Genomic DNA, 21,238 nt, shown 5'->3' with positions numbered 1-21,238 from the left:
TAAAAAAGCCGAGTCCTATTATATGTAGCAAGCAAGATTCTGGTTTTGGTTACAGGCCGTCAAGTTAACCAAAACTTATCCTACTTCTGCTTTTTCATATTAATTCCTAAAATTGTTTTATGCCCAAATCGTTTTGATTTGGGCTTTTTTTTGTCCATTTGATTTTAAGTTTAATTACGGATCAAGTAATCCGCTTTTCCTACCCACTTATAGCTGGTTAGCTCTTCTAGGCCCATAGGACCGCGTGCATGCAACTTCTGGGTCGATACTGCAACTTCGGCTCCTAGACCAAACTGAGCACCATCAGTGAAGCGTGTAGAGGCATTAACATACACAGCCGCCGAACCTGCTGAATTAATAAATAACTCAGCATTACGTAACGACTCGGTCATGATGGCATCGGAGTGACTGGCGTTATGTACTTGCATATGCTCAATCGCTTCAGCAATATTTTTCACTACTTTAATGCCTAGCGTGTAGCTTAACCATTCGGTATCAAAATCGCCGTCTACTGCATCACGTTTGTTATCGGCTTGCTTTAAAAAAGCTTTGGCGCTATCGGCAACCACAAAAGTCACTTGTTGATTGATTTTATCCGTCAGCTGCGATAAAAATTCCGCCGCGACGCTTGCATGCACCAACAAAGTATCCAATGAATTACACGCTGATGGACGCTGCGCTTTTGAATTTTCAACCACAGCCACTGATTTGGCTAAATCGGCACTATCGTCGATATAGATATGACTGATACCAAAGCCGCCAATGATCACAGGAATGGTGCTGTTTTCTTTGCACATTTTATGCAAACCCGCGCCACCACGAGGAATGATCATATCGACATAATCATCTAACTTTAATAATTGTGAGACTAATTCACGATCCGGTTTTTCAATATATTGCACTGATGCGGCAGGTAATCCGGCTTTTTCTAACGCCACTTGGATCACTTTCACCAGTTCCACGTTCGAGAAAAAGGTTTCTTTACCACCACGCAAAATACTGGCATTACCGGTTTTAAGACACAGTGCGGCAATATCAATGGTCACATTAGGGCGAGCTTCATAGATCACCCCAACCACCCCAAGAGGGACGCGACGACGCGCTAATGACATGCCGTTTTCGAGCATTTTACTGTCAATTTCACTGCCAACCGGATCGTTCAAACCAATCACATTACGTACATCTGCCGCGATATCCGCTAAACGTTGTGGGTTGAGTAATAAGCGGTCAAGTAGCGCATCGGTCAAACCGGCAGCGCGACCTAGTTCAATATCTTTCGCATTCGCCGCTAAGATGGCGGTGGCATTACTTTCAAGTTCATCGGCAATAATAGCCAGAGCATTATTTTTTTGCGCGGTAGGCGCGGTTGCTAATTGAAATGAAGCTTTTTTGGCCGCTTGGCCCATCTTGATTAAGTCCACAATTTTTCCCTAATTTGATTGTATTCTCGCCAGCAACAGCCTGACGTTTTATTCCTGGATCACCACCAGATCATCCCGATGAATAATGGTGGAACCATACTCATATCCTAGGATTGCTTCAATATCTTTACTATGCTTACCAATCACTTGCTCTAATTCGCAATTGGAATAACTCACAATACCTTTGGCCAGTAATTGTCCGACTTGATCACGCAGACGAACCACATCACCCCGCGAGAAATTTCCTTGTACTCCGGTAATGCCTTTGGCCAATAAACTGCTACCACGCTCAATCACCGCTTTGGCCGCGCCAGCATCAATCACCAAATCACCAACCGAAGCAGGGCCGGCTAAAATCCAACGTTTCCGGTTTTCTAGCGATTCTTGCAGTGGTAGAAAGCGTGTGCCTTGCGGGCTGTCGCTCAATGCATCTAAAATCACATTCGGGCTACTGCCTGCGGCAATCACCACCTCAATACCAGAACGACGAGCAATGTCTGCCGCTTGCAGTTTAGTTGCCATACCGCCCGTGCCTAACGTAGTGCCACTGCCACCGGCAATTTGACGTAATGTTTCATCAATGGTTTTAACCTCACGGATCAGCTCCGCATTAAGGTCTTTACGCGGATCGGCAGTAAAAAGCCCCGATTGATCGGTTAATAATAATAATTTGTCTGCGCCACATAAAATCCCCACTAACGCCGATAAGTTATCGTTATCGCCAACTTTAATTTCTGAAATCGATACCGCATCATTTTCATTCACGATCGGGATGATCCCTTGCTCCGTTAATGCATTGACGGTATCTCGCGCATTAAGAAAACGCCCACGATCTTTTAAATCGGCGCGGGTTAGTAGCATTTGACCAATTTTAATATCGTAGAGCTCAAACAAGGATTCCCACACTTGAATCAAACGACTTTGACCAACCGCGGCTAGCAATTGCTTACTCGCCATGGTATTCGGTAAGGCGGGGTAATCAAGATGTTCACGCCCTGCGGCGATCGCGCCAGAAGATACCACCACCACTTTGTGGCCTTGTTGTTTGAGGATCGCGCATTGGCGAACCAGATCAACCATACGCGCTTTATTGATTTTCAGCGATCCGCCAGTCAGTACACTAGTACCAAGCTTAACCACTATCGTATGAGATTTATGCTGTGTTTGAGCAGACATGGATTTCCTGTCAAAGGTTAACGTTAAGGTGAAAACACCTATATTAGATATACCCTTTGTTTTATCAATACAAACCGAATTTCACAAGCAGAAAAGGCGCAACAATGCGCCTTTATTGAGAATATTTCGAGCTAAGAGCTAAAAAACAACCTATCACACTCGATTATGCTTTTTATTAAGACTCAGTTGCGACGGAATCTTGATGTGAACTAATGGTAAAACCGTATTGAGTCACCAATACAGCTTCAATTTTTTTATGAAAGGCGTCCAGTGTGCGCTCGACTTCTGGTTGCGCATTGTTTGGAACCGAAAGATCAAGCCATTGTCCTTTTTCGTCATATTTGCCATAAGAGTAATTGGCCACAAAATTTTGCTCAACGCGCTCGAGCTTTAACCACCACCCCCAAAACTCTCGTAATTCTGGTGATTTGGTTTCATCAACACAAACTGATAAACAATCAAATAAATACAAGCCAGGCTGGCAATCTGATTCCCTCAAGTAAGGCCCCACAGCCCTTAAAGCACTCAATAGACGAAAATGTGTTGGACCCGCAGCAATATCGGTCATAGTGTTTCTCCCTTTTCTTATTATTATTTGATGCAATCATTTGCTGCATCAATCATTTACATCCATGTTAACGGTTTACTTATACTTGTCACTACTTAAGCGCATCTTTTAACCAATCAACTGCAATTTTGAGCGCTTGCTCATACCCTTGGTGAATTGACTTGCTACTCAATTGCATCGCTTTACCACCTTGGCTGAAACGAGCAACACTTTGATTATCTTCTTTACTGCCGACCGGATCCCCCTCTAAACCCAAGGCTAAAATAGGCACTGGCGTACTACGACTGGATAGGATCCCTTGCGATTTCAAAGACCAAGCGCTCATCTGCTTGGCTAAACTTGGAATATCTATCGCTTTTTTACCTAGACGCGATGCTAGGGTATCAATATGCATTTTGGGCATTTGGGCAAATTTATCTGGTGTAGATAGTAAACCATGAATAGGCGCCCCGAGTGAGACGCAAGCGTGCACCTTCTCTTGCTCTAAAAATGCCATTCTGGTCAGTATATTGCCACCAAAACGTAAGCCTAATAAGCCAACTTTAAAATGATCGACCCAAGGAATATTGCGTAACTCATGCAATACCGCGCGATGCAGCCGACAAGAATCTTCGGTTAACTTCCAGTTGGTGTTACTGCCAATACCTGGCATATCTATGGTTAACATCGCGATTTCATGCTCAGCAAGATAATCACGGAAAATACGCCACATATCGGTTTGTAAACTATCAATACCGGCACAAACAATCACAACGGGTAATGGTCGTTCGGTATGAGGAAGGTGTAAGTTCGCTTCAATTTTTTTATTTTCAAAAGGGATCGACAGTTTTTTAGTTATATATTGACTGTGTTCCATCGCTTCTGAGTAGGCTTTATTCACCAAAATTTGTGCTTGTAGCGATAAGGTATCGGTATTCAAATGAGGGTAGCTGGCGATACTGAAACATAAACTGGCGAGATACCATTGATTGGAAGCCCCTTCCCCTTTTAATCCATTGGCTTTTATTTGGTGTGACATACCTTGCTGTGTCCACTCATAAGACCAATTTCCTGGGCGGTAACCGGCAATGGTATCCAACCAAGGCGAATCTTGGTGATGATTAGCCGAGCTTGCGATTCGAGCGAGCACTGATTCTGTTTCAATCGGATCCAATCCTTGCCAACTCCATTGCACCCGACGCAAGGTTCGATACCAAGCGCTTTGCGTTCGCTCTTGAGTTGCCTCTAATAAGGTTTGGCTCTCAGACAAGTATTGAACCAAACTGGAAGTTTCACTCGCATGATGATGCTTTTTAAACAACGATTCTGATATGTTTTTACTTTTCTCTTCCACGGTAAACGTCCTTTCGCTAGTAAAGCTTATACCTCAGCGCCTAAGTGCAATGGTGACACTCCATTGATGAGCATGATTTTACCTGAAAACCTGCCATTACATTAACTTAATCGGTTAGCAGATGTTGCCATTGTGGGTGGCGTTGAATATAAACCTCAACAAAAGGGCATACTGGCAAGATTTTATGACCTGTCGCGTCAATATCAGCCAATACTGTTTCCATTAAAATCTTACCGCAACCTTGACCACGCAACTCATCTGGCACAAAGGTATGGGTGATAACCAGAGTATTTTGATTGCGATGATAATCGAGATGCGCCCAATGATCGCTCACCACTTCAACTTGATAGCGACCCACTTTAGGATCATGAGTAAAGTTAGCCATATTCCTATCTCCGTGATTTCTACTTCTATTCACAACATGCTTCATCATAACAATAAAAAAGCCTCATTAACGAGTTAGTATCGTTAATGAGGCTTTTCAAGTAATTAAATACTTCGTTCCCTAAGACTTAAACTGCCGCTTTAAGTAACCAGAGCGTAATACCCAAAATAATTAAAGGGTATCGATTATTTTTGCTTACGATTAACCGGCTCTTCAAACTGCAGAGTCATATCCCACGGTTGTTCAATCCATGTATCTTGCGCAATATCGACAATGTAATCATCAACCAATTCTTGACCTGCAGGTTTAGCACACACACAGATAAGCTTGGCTTTCGGGTACAATTTACGAATATGACGAGCAGTATCGCCGCTATCGACTAAATCATCGACGATCAAGAAACCTTCACCATCACCTTCAATGGTTTTAAGTACTTTCATTTCTCGTTGGTGATCATGGTCATAGCTTGAGATACAAATAGTATCGACATATCGGATGCCTAATTCACGCGCCAAAATTGCCGCAGGAACTAAACCACCACGGCTCACGCCAACAATACCTTTCCACTGTTCAGCTGGCATTTGTTTAGCTGCCAATTGACGACAATACATCTGCATATTGTCCCAAGTTACGATAAATTTAGTACTCATAATAAAAACCTGTTTTTTCAATTATAGTTATGTTTCTGATCCGTAAATAAATTACGCACCAGTGAGAGCAATTTTCAACAAGAAAATAGCTGCTAGGATCCAAACACCAATATGCACTTCACGCGCTTTACCGCTCAGCAATTTAATCGCAGCGTAAGTGACAAATCCCATCGCAATACCTTCGGCGATAGAGAAAGTTAACGGCATAAGGAGACAAACTACCGCAACCGGAGCTGCTTCACTTAAATCATCCCATTTAATATTAACAAGGCCAGACATCATCAAGATTGAAACGTAAAATAATGCACCAGTGGTCGCATAAGCAGGGATCATTCCAGCTAATGGCGAAAAGAATAATGCAAATAAGAATAAAACACCAACGGTTACCGCGGTTAGACCTGTACGGCCACCGACTGCAACGCCAGCGGTACTCTCAACAAATGATGTGGTATTGGATGTACCTAACAATGCGCCAATTGCGGTGGCGGTTGAGTCTGATAATAATGCTTTATTAAGACGTGGGATTTTACCATCTTTACCGATAAAGCCTGCTTTATTTGCTACACCGACTAAAGTGCCGGCAGTATCAAATAAATCGACAAATAAGAAAGCAAACACCACAGAAATCATACCGACATCTGTCATCGCCGAGAAATCTAATTGTAAGAAAGTCGGTTCAATACTTGGCGGCATAGAAACCACGCCATGATATTCAACATTGCCGACCAAAATACCTAAAGCCGTGGTGGCTAAAATGGCAATCATAACCGCAGCGCGATAACCACGTTGTACTAAAACAATCGTCAGAATAAAACCAACTGCGCCAAGAATGGCAGGGATCGAGGTCAGATCACCAACACCGACTAATGTGGCTTGGTTACCCACCACAATACCGGCATTTTTTAGTGCGATGAGCGCTAAGAACAAACCAATACCCGCTGAAATACCTAGGCGAAGTGAAACTGGAATAGCATTAATGATCAACTCACGGATCTTAAATAAGCTTAATAGGATAAATAAAACACCAGAGCAGAATACCGCCGCTAATGCCATTTGCCATGTATGCCCCATGCCAAGTACAACAGTGTAAGTAAAGAAGGCATTCAAACCCATGCCTGGCGCTTGAGCGATTGGGTAGTTAGCGTAAAGCCCCATAATGAAACAACCAATCGCGGCCGCTAAACACGTTGCCACAAACACCGAACCATGATCCATGCCAGTGCTTGATAAAATAGCCGGATTGACGAAAATGATATAAGCCATAGTCAAAAATGTGGTCATTCCCGCCAAAATTTCGGTTTTAATCGTGGTACCGTGTTCCGACAGCTTAAAGTACTTCTCTAACATGTTTATATTCCTAAAGGTTGGCGTTTTATCACAATTAATCGTTTGCGCAACCGATTGATAAAAAATGTGGTGTATTTTTCCAAAAAAACCGCCACAAAGCAATCGGAATTTAAGACCGTTGAGTATTTTATTAACAGGCAAAAAAAAACCACCTATCAAAGGTGGTTGGTAGAATCTAAAAAAGCCATCATGGCTAGAGAAATTCTAAAATATAAGGGGTATTTAAACACAATAATCAAATCAAAATCGTAGGATGAAAAGCCGTAAAAGCAAGAAACGACCACTCAAGTATCGACTACGCTCAATTTGAATAAGCTATTCGCTATTGACACTAAAAATCGCCAATATCAAGGAGTGAAGAGATTATACATAATGGTAATTAAATTACAATGAAAAGTTACTAAATAATCAATTTGGTTAGAAATGAGATTTAGATCACCAGTTTTCGTAGTATAAAAACATTTTTACTGGCTTTATTTCATGTTCGGGTAAATCTTGCCGTAATATTAACCAAGGTAAAATTCGCATCGTTTAGCATGTGCCAGGCTATTAATAAGGCGCATGAGTACGTTGGCGCTCTTCCTTATCGCCATCTATAATTGAGCGTACTTCTGACAACGCACCAAAGGTTAAACCCGATGTTGAACAATGCAATATCTTAGCTCGTTGTGACATCATAAAAAGCTTGTTTAGTCACGATTATCAGCCTATTTCCACTGTACATCCTTGCATCCAAGGTGCATTATTCTAACGTTCTTTTATTTTTCCACTGCTATTTACGCATTAGGAGTCATTTGTGTCTAAAACTCATTCTGAAATCAGCCAACTATCCCCTCAGCCTGTTTGGCAATTCTTTGATAAAATCTGTTCTTTTCCGCACCCATCTAAGCACGAAGAAGCACTCGCGCAATACATCGTATCTTGGGCACAAGAACAAAATTTAGAAGTTCGCCGTGATGAAACCGGCAACGTTATTATCAAAAAACCAGCCACTGCTGGAATGGAAACCAAGAAGACTGTTGCTCTACAAGCACACATTGATATGGTCCCACAAAAAAATGAAGGCACTGATCACGATTTCGCAGTCGATGCTATTCAACCATACATTGATGGTGACTGGGTAACCGCAAAAGGCACCACGCTTGGCGCAGATAACGGTATGGGCATGGCATCTTGCCTAGCAGTTTTAGCCTCAAACGAAATTAAGCATGGTCCATTAGAAGTTTTACTGACTATCGATGAAGAAGCGGGCATGACTGGCGCGTTTGGGTTAAAAGCAGGTTGGCTTGAAGCCGATATCCTACTAAATACCGATTCAGAGCAAGAAGGCGAAATTTACATGGGCTGCGCCGGTGGCGTAAATGCTTCATTAGTATTTGATATTGAACGTAGTACTCTGGCTGACGGCGTAGTACAACAAAAACTTGCGGTTAAAGGACTTAAAGGCGGTCACTCTGGTTGTGATATTCACACTGGTCGTGGCAATGCCAATAAAATCTTAGGCCGCTTCCTTGCTGAATCGGCGCAAGATCTTGCTCTACAAGTGATTGAATTCCAAGGTGGTAGCCTGCGTAACGCCATCCCGCGTGAAGCGTCAGCCATTGTAGCGCTACCAGCAAATAAACAAGCCGAATTGGTTGCCGCATTTGAGCAATATACTCAAACGGTTAAGCAAGAGCTAGGACAAGTAGAAACCGCACTTGAAACACAATTAACCGCAGAAACAAGCCAATTCTCACCACTTAGTCAAGCAGACCAAGCGCGCTTTATTGCGAGCTTAAATGCTTGTCCAAATGGCGTGATCCGTATGGATGACAAAATTGAAGGTGTGGTTGAAACCTCTTTGAATGTGGGTGTTATCACCACTGAAGCTGGCAAAATCACCATCTTATGTTTGATTCGTTCATTGATTGACTCAGGTCGCGAGATGGTCGAAGGGACATTAGCTTCTCTGGCTCAATTAGCCGATGCGAATTTAAAACTGGACGGTGCTTACCCAGGCTGGAAACCCGATGCAGATTCTGAAATCATGCACGTATTCCGCGATGTCTATGAAGGTATTTATGGCCGTAAACCAAACATCATGGTGATCCATGCGGGTCTTGAATGTGGTTTATTCAAAAAACCTTACCCAGAAATGGACATGATTTCTTTTGGTCCTACGATTAAATTCCCACATTCTCCAGACGAGAAAGTAGAGATCGCCACTGTGGCACTATACTGGGAACAAATGATTGCTATTTTAGAAAACATCCCAGAAAAAGCATAATACAGCTCGATAGCTTTTAATCAGCTTCACAAGCAAATGCCTCGGTAATATATTATCGAGGCATTTTTATGCTAAGTGACTCAAAAATCACCTTTGATACCAAATGAAACATCCCTAGAAAGCTTCTCCCAATTACCTATTTCGAAAAGACGCTTAAACCGTCTAGGGCACTTGGTAATACCAATTCCATAAATGTAATGATCGTTCAAAATTGAGTACAAAACCATCTATTTATAACAAGCATAATTGTTTGTTCATTTCATCTGGAACTAACATCACATTCAATCCCAATAAGCGGATCTGTCGTCCATTAGCTCGGGTCAAAATAGCTTCTAACAAGCCTTTAAAATCGTCTAAATTCAATACTTGATGGTTATGTTCTATGGTAGTTTGTTGAAAGTCCGCAAATTTCATTTTGATGCCTTGCTTCAAGATCTTTTTCTCTGGACTGGCTTTAACTAACCTACGCTCTAACTCTGGATAAAGGTTTTGTTCTATCAACTGCCAGCATTGGGCATAAGACTGAATATTGACGCTAAAAGTTCGCTCAACCCCGACCGATTTTCTTGGCCTATCCACCACCACTTCACGCTCATCTATGCCATGACTTCTCTGCCACAGTGACGCGCCCATACGACCAAACTGACGTAATAGATTGGCATAGTTAGATTGCTTGATATCCAAACAGGTATATAAATTAGCTTGATGTAATTTAGCAATACTGACCCTCCCCACTCCTGGGATTTTCTCGAGCGGCAGCGTATCAATAGTGGCTTGAACATTATTTGGTGGGATCACGGCCACACCATTGGGTTTATTGAGATCGGAGGCAATTTTGGCTAAAAATTTGAGCGGTGCGACCCCGGCAGAAGCGGTTAAGTTCAGTTCTCGTTCAATATCTTGTCGAATAGCCTCTGCAATCAACGTTGCCGAACCATGATGCATGGTGCAATCAGTCACATCTAAATAGGCTTCATCCAATGAAAGCGGTTCAATTAACGCGGTGTAACGAGCAAAAATAGCCCGAATTTGCGTTGAAACCGCTTTATAGACCGACATCCGTCCAGGCACTAACACCAGTTGTGGACACAGTTTATAAGCTTGCGCGGTAGGCATCGCCGAATGTACACCATATTCACGCGCCTTATAGTTACAGGTACTGATAATGCCTCTTTGTTTTTCATTGCCACCAACCGCTAATGCGACATCCTTATATTGAGGAAAGTCTCGCATTTCAACTGCCGCATAATAGCAGTCCATATCGACATGAATAATTTTTCGGTTTGCCATATTAAATACTGTATATAAAGACAGTCTCAATCATAGCGTTATGCTAGGTCAAATAACAACTAAATTTTTTTAATGACCGATCAATATAGTCATTAGTTTAAGGATAAGAATTAACCACAAAAAATGCCCTGATGTTAGGATCAGGGCATTGCTATCGAGTCATAAGCTATAACGCATATTACTGAATTCGGTTATTTTCCCATTCAGCTAACTTTTGCGCACGGATCGCCGCTTTTGCTTCCCGTTTTTTGCGCGCGTCACAAGGCTCGGGGCAGTTACAGACTTTATCCACCCCAACCGAACCTAGACCACCACAGCTGCCTTTAACCACTTTCTTTTGAAAAATATAGCCAACAGACATTGCAGTTATTACTAATAAAAACACCAAAAAAGTGATCAAATATATCGCCATGATAAAACCCTCGCTTATTTCTGCTTATCTTTAAGATAAGGCTTAAATGCTTCTGATGCGTACTCTTTAAAACCATCTTTCGTTTTAACAATATACAACACTGGAATATTTTCTTTATTAGCAATGCGGATACCATCCACTTCACCCAACACCATTAACCCGGTAGACAAACCATCTGCCGTCATACAGGATGGATTTAGTACCGTCACTGAAACCACTTTATTATTAATCGGTTTTCCAGTTTTAGGGTTGATGATGTGAGAGTAACGCACACCGTCTTGTTCAAAGTAGTTTCGATAGTCGCCTGAAGTTGCAATTGCCATATTACCTGGTTCGATAATATTTTCGACGGCACGTTCATTAATAACAGGCTTTTCTACCGCAATGCGCCAAGCCACGCCTTGCTGGTTCTTACCTTTAGCTCGGATCTCGCCGCCGACCTCAACCATATAATCGTTAATACCAATCGACTCTAAGTAACTCGCGACTTCATCCGTACCACGGCCTTTGGCAATACTAGAAAGATCGACATACAGGTCTGGAATATCTTTGATTAAGGCATCACCGGTTTCTTGTAAATGCTGAATCCCCGTAATGGCGCGGCGCTGTTCAAGCTTCTCATCACTTGGCGTATGATCCGGTCGGTCTTCAGGGCCAAAGCCCCATAAATTCACAATCGGCCCCACTGTGACATCCATTGCGCCCTCAGTCACTTTATTGATCCGCAATGCTTCGCGAATCACAGTCGCGGTATCTTCTGATACGGTGAAAGGTTGATTGCTACGGTGCTGATTAAATTGGCTAAGCTCTGAGTTTGGACGATAAGTCGACATCTCATCGTTTACTTTTTCAAGAACCTTATCAATACCTTTTTGCAGATCTTTAGCTGAAGGTTGACCATCACTTACTAAGTACTTCACATTATAACTGGTTCCCATAGTAGGGCCAGATAAGTGCACTTGTTGTGCGGGCTTTGAACACCCCATTAATAACATGGTAGAAACCACGACTAACAACGAGTATTTCACTCGCTTTGCAAGATGAATAGTTCTCAGTTTCACCTGCTGACTCCTTAACTTAACTTAACGTAAAAAACAAGAATGAGGAATAGACCATAGAATATCGTTAGCGATAGCAATGATATATTTCTCATTATTTTTAACTTCAAAAAATAATGGCTGACTTTAGAAAGTCAGCCATTACTATCAATCACTTAGCTATAATTAGCCACCAAAATCATCCAATAGAATGTTTTCGTCTTCTACGCCAAGATCTTTTAACATGCCGATCACTGCCGCATTCATCATTGGAGGACCACACATGTAGTACTCACAATCCTCTGGTGCTTCATGATCTTTCAAGTAGTTTTCATAAAGAACGTTATGAATGAAACCAGTGTAACCATCCCAGTTATCTTCAGCCATTGGGTCAGATAATGCACAATGCCAAACAAAGTTTTCGTTATCTGCTGCTAGCTTATCAAAATCTTCGATGTAGAACATTTCGCGCTTAGAACGTGCGCCATACCAGTAAGACATCTTACGAGTAGATTGCAAACGTAATAACTGATCAAAGATATGAGAACGCATTGGCGCCATACCTGCACCACCACCGATGAAGACCATTTCCGCGTCAGTTTCTTTGGCGAAGAACTCACCAAACGGACCAGAAATAGTACATTTATCACCCGCTTTAAGTGACCAAATATACGAAGACATAATACCAGGGGCAACGTCTGGGTTATTTGGTGGCGGAGTAGCGATACGTACGTTTAGCTTAATCAAGCCACGCTCTTCTGGGTATGAAGCCATTGAGTATGCGCGAATTGAAGGCTCCTTCACCACAGACTCATAGCGGAACAAGTTAAACTTATCCCAATCACCACGGTATTCCTCAGGAATATCAAAATCAGCGTATTTAATATGATGTGGTTCAGCTTCAATCTGAATATAACCACCAGCGCGGAACGGTACTTCTTCACCATCAGGGATCTTAAGTACCAATTCTTTAATGAAAGTCGCTTCGTTGTCATTAGAAAGAACTTCACATTCCCACTTTTTAACACCAAAGATTTCTTCCGGTAATTCGATTTCCATGTCCGTTTTCACTGCCACTTGACAAGCTAAACGTTCACCTTCACGAGCTTCACCTTTGCTGATGTGATCCAATTCTGTTGGTAGAATATCGCCACCACCAGATTTAATTTTCACTTTACACTGACCACATGAACCACCACCACCACAAGCTGACGATACAAAAATACCTTTGCTCGACATTGCGCTGAGTAGCTTATCACCAGGAGAAGTAACGATACTTTTCGCTGGGTCACCGTTAATGGAAATCGTAATGTCACCTGTTGGTACCAGTTTAGATTTAGCAAATAAAATCACTAACACTAAAACCAATACAATCAGAGTAAACAATCCGACACCAAGAAGAATAATGTCCATTGACTATTTTCCTTATTTATTGGGTGCTTACCCTACAGTTGAATACCAGAGAAAGACATAAAGCCTAACGCCATTAAACCAGCCGTGATAAAGGTAATACCTAAACCACGAAGTCCTGGTGGTACATCTGAATATTTCATTTTTTCACGAATACCAGCTAATGCTACAATCGCAAGCATCCAACCAACACCAGAACCAAAGCCGTATACGATAGATTCGGTAAAGTTGTAGTCACGTTGCACCATGAAAGATACGCCACCAAAAATGGCACAGTTCACAGTGATAAGTGGTAAGAAGATACCCAATGCGTTGTACAAAGGTGGGAAAAAGCGATCTAACACCATTTCCAAAATTTGTACTAATGCCGCAATAACGCCAATAAAAGTAATGAAGTTAAGGAAACTTAGATCGACACCTTTAATCAAGGCACCATCTTTAAGTACATAGGTATACACTAGGTTGTTTAGCGGTACAGACAGAGTCAATACCACGACAACAGCAACACCAAGACCAATAGAAGTCTTAACTTTTTTCGATACCGCTAAGAAAGTACACATGCCTAAGAAGAAAGACAGTGCCATGTTCTCAATGAAAATCGAACGAACTAGCAAACTAAGATAATGTTCCACGATGATTACTCCTTCGCTTCAATTTGTTCAGGTTTAATGGTTCGGATAATCCAAATCAAGAAACCAATCAAGAAGAATGCTGAAGGTGCAAGTAGCATCATGCCATTTGGTTGATACCAGCCACCATCTTTAATTAATGGCAATACTTCCATACCAAATAATCTTCCTGAGCCAAGCAATTCACGGAAAAAAGCGACCACAAGAAGGACAAAACCGTAGCCTAGTCCATTTGCAATACCATCAATAAAAGATGGAATTGGTGGTGACTTCATAGCAAATGCTTCCGCACGCCCCATTACGATACAGTTGGTAATAATAAGACCAACGAAAACAGATAGCTGTTTTGAAATATCGTAGAAGTAAGCCCGTAATACCTGATCGACCACGATTACCAATGACGCAATAATTGCCATTTGAACAATAATACGCACGCTGCTTGGTATGTGGTTACGCATCAAAGATACGAAAAAGTTAGAAAATGCGGTTACTAACATTACCGCAATTGTCATAACAAATGCGGTTTCTAACTTAGTGGTTACTGCTAGCGCGGAACAAACACCCAACACTTGAAGTGCAATAGGGTTATTGTCTAAAACCGGAGCAATAACGACTTTTTTAAATTCTTTAATACTCGCCATTAGTTAAGCTCTCCTGCTCGTACTTTTGCAAGGAAAGGACCGTAGCCCATATCACCTAGCCAGAAGTCGAATTGATGCTGAACGCCATTACTGGTTAATGTAGCACCAGAAAGCGCATCGACACCGTGTTCAGAACCTTGAGGTGCGCCGCCTTTAACAATCTTGATTGCAGGTTGATTGTTTTCATCAAACAATTTTTTACCTACAAACTGAGCACGCCATTTAGGGTTTTCAACTTCAGCACCAAGTCCTGGAGTCTCACCTTGTTCGTAATAAGTAATACCTTTAACCGTATTACCATCGGTTTCAACCGCAACGAAGGCATACATCATTGACCACAGACCCGTACCGTTCATTGGCAAGATAATTTCAGTCACTTTGTCACCATCTTTTACCAAGTAAACCAAACCTTGGTTAGGACGACGAATGATTTTTGCTTTATCTTGCTCAGGCGTCAACTTAATTGACTGCTTCACATCTTTGGTTGCTACACGGCTATTAAAGTCTGCGGCATCGCCTTCAATAAAGTCACCGGTTTTGAAGTCAATCAAGCGAGGCTCGATATTTTTCTTATAGACTGACTGTATTTCAGCTGCGCTTTTAGCATCAAAACCAGCAACTGCAACGATATTGCTTTGCACGTCAAGCTTGGCATTAGCCACTTGCTTCGGTTTTAATACTACCGCTGCTGTCGATACGACAATTGAACACACTAAGCTCAATGCGATAACCGTGATCAGCGTTCTTTTGGTGCTATCATTATTATTTGCCATAGCGAGCTAATCTCCTTTTGACGTTTTTCTCAACGACAAAGTAATCGAACAATGGTGCGAATAGGTTAGCGAACAAAATCGCTAGCATCATACCTTCAGGGTACGCTGGGTTAACCACTCGAATTAATACACACATTGCGCCAATCAGCATTCCGTACCACCACTTACCTTTATTAGTAAATGAAGCCGAAACAGGATCGGTTGCCATGAAAATCATACCAAAAGCAAAACCACCTAATACTAGGTGCCAATACCAAGGCATAGCAAACATTGGATTAGTTGCTGAACCGATGACATTAAAGATGGTAGCCACGGCCGCCATACCAATTAAGACACCAGCAATGATACGCCAAGATGCAATACGCATATAAACGATCATTAAGCCGCCAAGAATTAGCGCCAATGTAGATACTTCACCTATGGCTCCTGGAAGATTACCAATAAAGGCGTCCATCCAAGTAATTGAATGACCTGTAACGGTATTCACTAATGCGCCATGTCCGCCTTGAGCCCACTGACTTAATGCAGTTGCGCCAGAGAAACCATCTGCAGCCGTCCAAACCACATCACCTGAAATTTGAGCAGGATATGCAAAAAATAGGAAGGCGCGACCCGCTAATGCAGGGTTTAGGAAGTTACGACCTGTACCACCAAAGATCTCTTTTGCGACAACCACACCAAAGGTAATACCTAAAGCTGCTTGCCAAAGAGGAAGGGTTGGCGGAACAATTAACGCAAATAAAATAGAGGTAACAAAGAAACCTTCATTCACTTCGTGCTTACGCACCATACAGAATAAAACTTCCCAGAAACCGCCGACCAAAAATACCGTCGCATAGATAGGTAAGAAATAAGTCGCTCCAAGCAGCATCATGCTGCCCCAACCGGCTCCCGCACCTATCGTTCCACCGAGCATTTCGGTAAACCAGTAATGCCAATCACCTGATATGATAGAAGCAAGCTGATCACCCGCATACATATGGTTTAAAGCATCAATCGCTTGATGACCAGTATTGTACATTCCCCAGAACATAGCAGGGAATACAGCCAGCCATACCATGATCATAAGACGTTTTAAATCAACACTATCACGAACATGAGAACTGCGCTTTGTAACCGTACCAGGGGTATAAGCTAAGGTTGCGGCTGCTTCATATAAAGCAAACCAACGCTCATGCTTACCACCAGGTTCAAAATGCGGTTCTAAATCTTCAATAAATTTCTTAAGGCCCATGAATTACCCTTCCTTCTCGATCGTATCTAGGCAATCGCGAAGTAATTCGCCATATTCATATTTGCCTGGACATACAAAGGTACACAATGCCAAATCTTCTTCAGCAAGCTCCAACACACCTAAGCGTTGAGCACCGTCTGAATCTCCTGCACATAGATCACGAAGCAACACTGTTGGTTCGATGTCTAATGGCATAACACGTTCATAGCTACCAATTGGTACCATGGCACGGTCACTACCATTGGTCGTTGTAGTCATATTGAATACACGGCCAGGGAAAAGATGGCTTAAAAATGAGCGCGTTACTGAGAATTTATTCTTACCAGGCATAGCCCAACCTAAGAACTCTTTCTCACGACCTTCATGCAATACAGAAACTTGCATGTGATAACGGCCTAAGTAAGCGTGTGGACCCGAAGCTTGAGTACCTGATAGAACTGAACCAGAAATAACACGCACTTCACCAGGTAATACTTCACCTTCAGTGACGTTCTCAAGGTTCGCACCTATTTGAGTACGAACAAGACGTGGATTCTTAGTTGCAGGACCCGCTAAAGAAATCACGCGATCGGTGTTAATTTCACCGGTTAGGAATAATTTACCGAATGCAATCACATCCTGATAATTTAAGTTCCAAGCGATATTTTCTAAGCTAACAGGGTACAAGAAATGCATGTGTGTACCGACTAGACCGGCTGGATGCACACCCGCAAACTCATGCTCTTCAACATTCGATTGAGAAGACGTTGGTAGCGTTTGATTGCCTTTACAGACATAAACTTTACCAGCAGTTAAAGCGGATAGAAGATCTAAACCGGCTTTAAAAGCTTCTGGTTGTTCATTAATCACTACCGACGCGTCAGCCGCTAATGGATTGGTATCCATGGCAGTAACGAAAATCGCCTGAGTAGTCGATTCGATTGCTGGAACCTTGCTGAACGGACGAGTTCGCAATGCAGTCCACATGCCTGATTCAACCAATTGAGAAACGATGACCTTGCGGTCTAGTTTCACCAGTTGATCGGCTGTGTAGCTGTCGAAAGTCACTTGGTCATTACCTGCAACTTCAATCACAACCGATTGAAGAACACGTTTTGCACCACGATTCACTTCGATAACTTTACCGCTTGCAGGTGAAGTGTATTGCACGCCAGGATTCTTCTTATCGACAAAAAGAACTTGACCCTTTTTCACTTCATCACCCACGCGAGCATGCATTGTTGGACGCATACCCACGTACTCTTCGCCAAGCAAGGCGACTGTTTTGATGGTAGGACCATCACTAATCACCTGAGCAGGAACTCCAGCAATAGGAAGATCCAGACCCTTTTTTATTGTAATCATACGCACTTGCACTACTTTATTTAAGGAAATAAGATTCTTTATTGCGCAATTTAAGACACGACAATTTATTGTGTCCGGTTTCAGTTATCAGTAACCAAAATCGCAACATCCATATAAAAAAGCCGAATTCATTCAATTTCGGCTTTTAGAGCGGTTTTTAACATTAACAAACCTATAGTTGACATATTCTAACACTTTTTTGGAATCCCTTGCCATGATGATTCACAGGATTCCTACATTTATTTGACCCTCGACCGACATCAAACCAACGTTAAAACGCATTTTTTTGAGGCACCGCACAAATATAACAAACGCTTTATCACCGCTTAGAAATAAATACCGAACCAATTAGACACGCTAGCTTCTGTCAGCCTTTTCGTTACATAGTTATGTACGTAAATTAAACATTTGGTTGGTTTTTTACACGCTTTATTTGACAGTAACTCGATAGTCATTTCAAAAAATCTGCTGAGATCTAATTGTTCGCGATATACCTCTTTATTTCCCGCCACCAGCGCACTTTGGTGACTCAGGAATGCCACTTAAGGATTTCCATTCACTATCGGTATAAGCATTGATCGATAGTGCATGAATATGATTCGCTAACTCATCAGCCAACGCACTGTTTATGGCACGGTGACGCATTAATAAACGCTTACCTTCAAATTGCTCACTCACCACTACCACCTTGAAATGACTTTCAGAGCCAGCGGGAACATTGTGCATATAGCTTTCGTTGATCACCTGTAAATGGATTGGATTAAATGTCAGGTGCAATTTTTTTTCAACTTGGTCTTGGATCATAATTTACCCTTATAAGATATTAAGTTATGTGGACGGGTTTACTTTGATGCTACATGGTTGTTTTTTCTTCGCTCACGTCATTTTTTCGTCATTATTGCATGACCGAGTTAACCTGTAGCGACTTTTAACGTGCTATCATACGATTTGTGCCCAAATATCGCAGCCATGCGATTCAATATTATAGATTGAAGATGAATACATTATTAGCTTTACATGATCGCGAACTGTCACTTTTCCGTTTTCCCAAGCGTGCCAATGAAACGCTACAAGCATGGGATGCCGGTGATGAATACTTAATTAACCACATTACAGAAAAAGCCCTTCCAGACGGTCAAAATATTTTAATCTTAAATGATAATTTTGGCGCACTCTCTTGCTGGTTTTCCGAACACCATACCGTCACCATGATGAGCGATTCTTTTATCTCTCATCGCGGCGCACTTAAAAACCTACAACGAAATCAATGCAACCGAGTCAAATTTCTTAACTGCCTTGATGACATCCCAGCCAAGATCGATTTAGTCTTAATGCAATTGCCTAAAAGTAATCGCCTACTGACTTGGCAATTGTCTAAATTACGCGCATCGTTATCGGCTGATTGCCCGGTAATTGGTGTCAATAAAGCCAAAGAAATTCATACTTCGACGCTCGATTTATTTGAAAAGCATCTTGGCACCACTACCACCTCTCTTGCCAAGAAAAAGCACCGCTTAGTGTTTTCTCATGCTAACTGTTCAACCATTCACCCTGTCGCGGCCGAATGCGAATGGCCAGTCGATGGTGAAGATATTGTGCTGTCTAATTATGCCAATGTGTATTCAGGTGAAAACTTAGATCTTGGCGCTCGTTTTATGCTCGATTACTTGCCACAAGTTGACGACTTACGCCATATTATCGACTTAGGGTGTGGTAATGGCATTTTGGCCATCAAAGCCGGTCAACTCAACCCACAAGCTCGCATTACTTGTATTGATGAAAGCTATATGGCGGTGGAATCAGCTAAAAAGAATCTTGAGCGCAACTTAGGCTCAGAGCGCAACATCCAAGTACTGGCCAATAACTGCCTTGATGGTATGAAACAAAACAGCAGTTTCTTGGTTATTTGTAATCCTCCTTTCCACCAGCAAAATGCCATTACCGATCACATCGCTTGGCAAATGTTCTGTGATGCGAAAGATACATTGAACCATGATGGTAAATTGTTGGTCGTAGGAAATCGTCACCTTGATTATCACATTAAACTCGAGCGTTTATTTGGTGAACAGCAAGTGGCGATTGTGGCTGAAAACTCAAAATTTATGATCATTGAAGCTATCAAGAACAATGATCTGAAAAAGAATGATCTGCAAAAAGGACGTTAATAATGAACTTCATAAAACCTAAAAAATTCAAAACACTGCTCGCAATAAGCGCCACTGTGATGCTTTCTGCTTGTGCCAGTATTTCTCAAAATGATTTGGTCAACTTAGTTCCCTCTTCAACCTTGAGCGCCAATCAAATTGTCAGCGGTAAAACCTTCGCTTTAACCAGTCAAGATATCCGCACTGCACAATACATAGCAGAAATAAAAATGGATGGACAAGAACAAGTTCAACCTTTGCATGCTAAACAAAATGTCCGTGAGGCTTATGCTAATGCGATTTATCAGCAATTCTATTCGCAAGGTTTTGCCAAAACCAAAAATAGCAATAACACCTTAAATGTCAAAGTGGTTGACTCTGTGGTTAAAGTTGCTCAACAACCGGTCAAGTATGCCATTGACGGTAAAGTGACCATTCAAATCACCGCTGAAACCCCAAATGGCAAGTTTGTTAAAAGCTACCAAGGCAGCGGGACTAAAACCGGCTCTTTTACTGCCGACACCAAAGACATTGAAGAAGTGCTCAATCGCGTTTCAAGTAATGTATTAGCCAATATTGCTAAAGATTCTGAACTCACTAATTATATGAAAGGTAACTTTTAATGAAGAAGCTTCTAATTTCTCTTGCCATGCTATTTAGCGTATCAAGTGTTGCGGCCCCACTGGTCAATGTTGAAACGACAATAGGTAATTTCACTATCGATTTAAATCAGAAAATGGCACCAATTTCAGTGAAAAACTTTTTGCGTTATGTCAATGATGGCAGTTATGTGGGCACCCAATTTCACCGTGTGATCCCAGGCTTTATGGCGCAAGGTGGCGGTTTTGATAAAGATCTTAACCAAAAATCCTCTTACAAACCTATTCGCAACGAAGCAACCAATGGCTTAGAAAACAATACCGCTACTGTTGCAATGGCGCGTACTAGTAATCCTAACTCTGCCACACGTCAGTTCTTCGTTAACCTGACCGATAACGATTTTCTAAACTACGCGCGTAGCAACCCAGGTTATGCCGTGTTTGGTAAGGTAACCAAGGGCTTTGATGTAGTACAAAAAATGGCGCAAAAACCAACTACTACTCAAGGTGGTATGCAAGATGTACCGGTTACGCCAATTTTGATCACCAAAATGACCTTAGTTAAGTAATCCAGCG

The 21,238-nt window shown here is 42.0% G+C and carries 22 protein-coding genes; 4 read left to right on the top strand and 18 right to left on the bottom strand.

The genetic code is table 11. The annotated features are described in order from the left end of the window. Nucleotides 1-170: 170 nt before the first annotated feature. The 8 genes from GFB47_RS03155 to GFB47_RS16680 all read right to left on the bottom strand — a co-directional run bounded on the left by GFB47_RS03155 (nucleotide 171) and on the right by GFB47_RS16680 (nucleotide 7,558). Nucleotides 171-1,421, bottom strand: coding sequence for a glutamate-5-semialdehyde dehydrogenase (locus GFB47_RS03155; RefSeq protein WP_153446502.1), 1,251 nt, complete (start codon nucleotides 1,419-1,421; stop codon nucleotides 171-173). A 48-nt stretch (nucleotides 1,422-1,469) separates the two neighbouring features. Beyond that, the gene (gene proB, locus GFB47_RS03150) at nucleotides 1,470-2,597 is read right to left on the bottom strand and encodes a glutamate 5-kinase (RefSeq protein WP_153446500.1); all 1,128 of its coding nucleotides are present in this window, start codon (nucleotides 2,595-2,597) and stop codon (nucleotides 1,470-1,472) included. 175 nt (nucleotides 2,598-2,772) lie between these two features. Next, the gene (gene crl / locus GFB47_RS03145) at nucleotides 2,773-3,165 is read right to left on the bottom strand and encodes a sigma factor-binding protein Crl (protein WP_153446498.1); all 393 of its coding nucleotides are present in this window, start codon (nucleotides 3,163-3,165) and stop codon (nucleotides 2,773-2,775) included. Between the two features lie 91 nt (nucleotides 3,166-3,256). After that, nucleotides 3,257-4,498, bottom strand: a complete 1,242-nt coding sequence (gene frsA / locus GFB47_RS03140; RefSeq protein WP_153446496.1) for an esterase FrsA — start codon at nucleotides 4,496-4,498, stop codon at nucleotides 3,257-3,259. 106 nt (nucleotides 4,499-4,604) lie between these two features. Then, complete coding sequence (locus tag GFB47_RS03135; RefSeq protein WP_153446494.1) at nucleotides 4,605-4,883, bottom strand: GNAT family N-acetyltransferase; 279 nt, start codon at nucleotides 4,881-4,883, stop codon at nucleotides 4,605-4,607. A gap of 185 nt (nucleotides 4,884-5,068) precedes the next feature. Further along, nucleotides 5,069-5,533 carry a xanthine phosphoribosyltransferase gene (gpt, locus tag GFB47_RS03130; RefSeq protein WP_153446493.1) on the bottom strand — a complete coding sequence of 155 codons (465 nt, stop codon included), beginning with the start codon at nucleotides 5,531-5,533 and terminating at the stop codon, nucleotides 5,069-5,071. Nucleotides 5,534-5,584: 51 nt separating this feature from the next. Then, nucleotides 5,585-6,880 (bottom strand): NCS2 family permease, encoded by a 1,296-nt coding sequence (locus GFB47_RS03125; protein ID WP_153446491.1) that lies wholly within the window; start codon nucleotides 6,878-6,880, stop codon nucleotides 5,585-5,587. A gap of 549 nt (nucleotides 6,881-7,429) precedes the next feature. Beyond that, nucleotides 7,430-7,558, bottom strand: coding sequence for a hypothetical protein (locus tag GFB47_RS16680; RefSeq protein ID WP_267904236.1), 129 nt, complete (start codon nucleotides 7,556-7,558; stop codon nucleotides 7,430-7,432). A 118-nt stretch (nucleotides 7,559-7,676) separates the two neighbouring features. On the opposite strand from GFB47_RS16680, the gene GFB47_RS03120 reads away from it, so the two are divergent. After that, nucleotides 7,677-9,149, top strand: coding sequence for an aminoacyl-histidine dipeptidase (locus GFB47_RS03120; protein WP_153446489.1), 1,473 nt, complete (start codon nucleotides 7,677-7,679; stop codon nucleotides 9,147-9,149). 231 nt (nucleotides 9,150-9,380) lie between these two features. Here GFB47_RS03120 and dinB read toward each other — a convergent pair whose 3' ends face one another. The 10 genes from dinB to bolA all read right to left on the bottom strand — a co-directional run bounded on the left by dinB (nucleotide 9,381) and on the right by bolA (nucleotide 18,723). Then, nucleotides 9,381-10,439, bottom strand: a complete 1,059-nt coding sequence (gene dinB / locus GFB47_RS03115; RefSeq protein ID WP_153446488.1) for a DNA polymerase IV — start codon at nucleotides 10,437-10,439, stop codon at nucleotides 9,381-9,383. A 178-nt stretch (nucleotides 10,440-10,617) separates the two neighbouring features. Then, on the bottom strand, nucleotides 10,618-10,851 hold the full coding sequence (gene nqrM / locus GFB47_RS03110) for a (Na+)-NQR maturation NqrM (protein WP_153446486.1): 234 nt from the start codon (nucleotides 10,849-10,851) through the stop codon (nucleotides 10,618-10,620). A 14-nt stretch (nucleotides 10,852-10,865) separates the two neighbouring features. Next, a complete protein-coding gene (locus GFB47_RS03105; protein ID WP_407701694.1) occupies nucleotides 10,866-11,846 on the bottom strand; it encodes an FAD:protein FMN transferase in 981 nt (326 codons plus the stop codon). Between the two features lie 228 nt (nucleotides 11,847-12,074). Continuing rightward, nucleotides 12,075-13,301, bottom strand: a complete 1,227-nt coding sequence (gene nqrF / locus GFB47_RS03100) for an NADH:ubiquinone reductase (Na(+)-transporting) subunit F (RefSeq protein WP_153446484.1) — start codon at nucleotides 13,299-13,301, stop codon at nucleotides 12,075-12,077. Nucleotides 13,302-13,333: 32 nt separating this feature from the next. Then, on the bottom strand, nucleotides 13,334-13,930 hold the full coding sequence (gene nqrE, locus GFB47_RS03095; RefSeq protein ID WP_153446483.1) for an NADH:ubiquinone reductase (Na(+)-transporting) subunit E: 597 nt from the start codon (nucleotides 13,928-13,930) through the stop codon (nucleotides 13,334-13,336). A 5-nt stretch (nucleotides 13,931-13,935) separates the two neighbouring features. Then, complete coding sequence (locus GFB47_RS03090; RefSeq protein WP_153446481.1) at nucleotides 13,936-14,568, bottom strand: NADH:ubiquinone reductase (Na(+)-transporting) subunit D; 633 nt, start codon at nucleotides 14,566-14,568, stop codon at nucleotides 13,936-13,938. Then, nucleotides 14,568-15,341: a Na(+)-translocating NADH-quinone reductase subunit C gene (locus GFB47_RS03085; RefSeq protein WP_153446480.1), complete on the bottom strand. Its 774-nt coding sequence runs from the start codon at nucleotides 15,339-15,341 to the stop codon at nucleotides 14,568-14,570. The genes GFB47_RS03090 and GFB47_RS03085 overlap by 1 nt, the downstream gene beginning before the upstream one ends. Beyond that, nucleotides 15,331-16,575: an NADH:ubiquinone reductase (Na(+)-transporting) subunit B gene (locus GFB47_RS03080; protein ID WP_153446478.1), complete on the bottom strand. Its 1,245-nt coding sequence runs from the start codon at nucleotides 16,573-16,575 to the stop codon at nucleotides 15,331-15,333. The genes GFB47_RS03085 and GFB47_RS03080 overlap by 11 nt, the downstream gene beginning before the upstream one ends. Before the next feature lie 3 nt (nucleotides 16,576-16,578). Next, nucleotides 16,579-17,919 carry a Na(+)-translocating NADH-quinone reductase subunit A gene (locus tag GFB47_RS03075; protein WP_153446476.1) on the bottom strand — a complete coding sequence of 447 codons (1,341 nt, stop codon included), beginning with the start codon at nucleotides 17,917-17,919 and terminating at the stop codon, nucleotides 16,579-16,581. A gap of 498 nt (nucleotides 17,920-18,417) precedes the next feature. Next, the gene (bolA, locus tag GFB47_RS03070) at nucleotides 18,418-18,723 is read right to left on the bottom strand and encodes a transcriptional regulator BolA (RefSeq protein ID WP_153446474.1); all 306 of its coding nucleotides are present in this window, start codon (nucleotides 18,721-18,723) and stop codon (nucleotides 18,418-18,420) included. A gap of 191 nt (nucleotides 18,724-18,914) precedes the next feature. On the opposite strand from bolA, the gene GFB47_RS03065 reads away from it, so the two are divergent. Genes GFB47_RS03065 through GFB47_RS03055 form a run of 3 tightly spaced genes read left to right on the top strand, consistent with a single transcriptional unit; the run spans nucleotide 18,915 to nucleotide 21,231 of the window. After that, entirely contained in the window at nucleotides 18,915-20,084 is a 1,170-nt protein-coding gene (locus GFB47_RS03065; protein WP_153446473.1) for a methyltransferase, read from the top strand. A gap of 2 nt (nucleotides 20,085-20,086) precedes the next feature. Beyond that, a complete protein-coding gene (locus GFB47_RS03060; RefSeq protein WP_153446471.1) occupies nucleotides 20,087-20,686 on the top strand; it encodes a YajG family lipoprotein in 600 nt (199 codons plus the stop codon). Beyond that, nucleotides 20,686-21,231, top strand: coding sequence for a peptidylprolyl isomerase (locus GFB47_RS03055; protein WP_153446469.1), 546 nt, complete (start codon nucleotides 20,686-20,688; stop codon nucleotides 21,229-21,231). Before GFB47_RS03060 ends, GFB47_RS03055 begins: the two co-directional genes overlap by 1 nt. The last annotated feature ends 7 nt before the right edge of the window (nucleotides 21,232-21,238 follow it).

The organism is Vibrio algicola (assembly GCF_009601765.2).
Taxonomy (GTDB): Bacteria; Pseudomonadota; Gammaproteobacteria; order Enterobacterales; family Vibrionaceae; genus Vibrio; species Vibrio algicola.
Note: the sequence above shows the minus strand (reverse complement) of the source record. Positions and strands in the feature narration are given on the sequence as shown.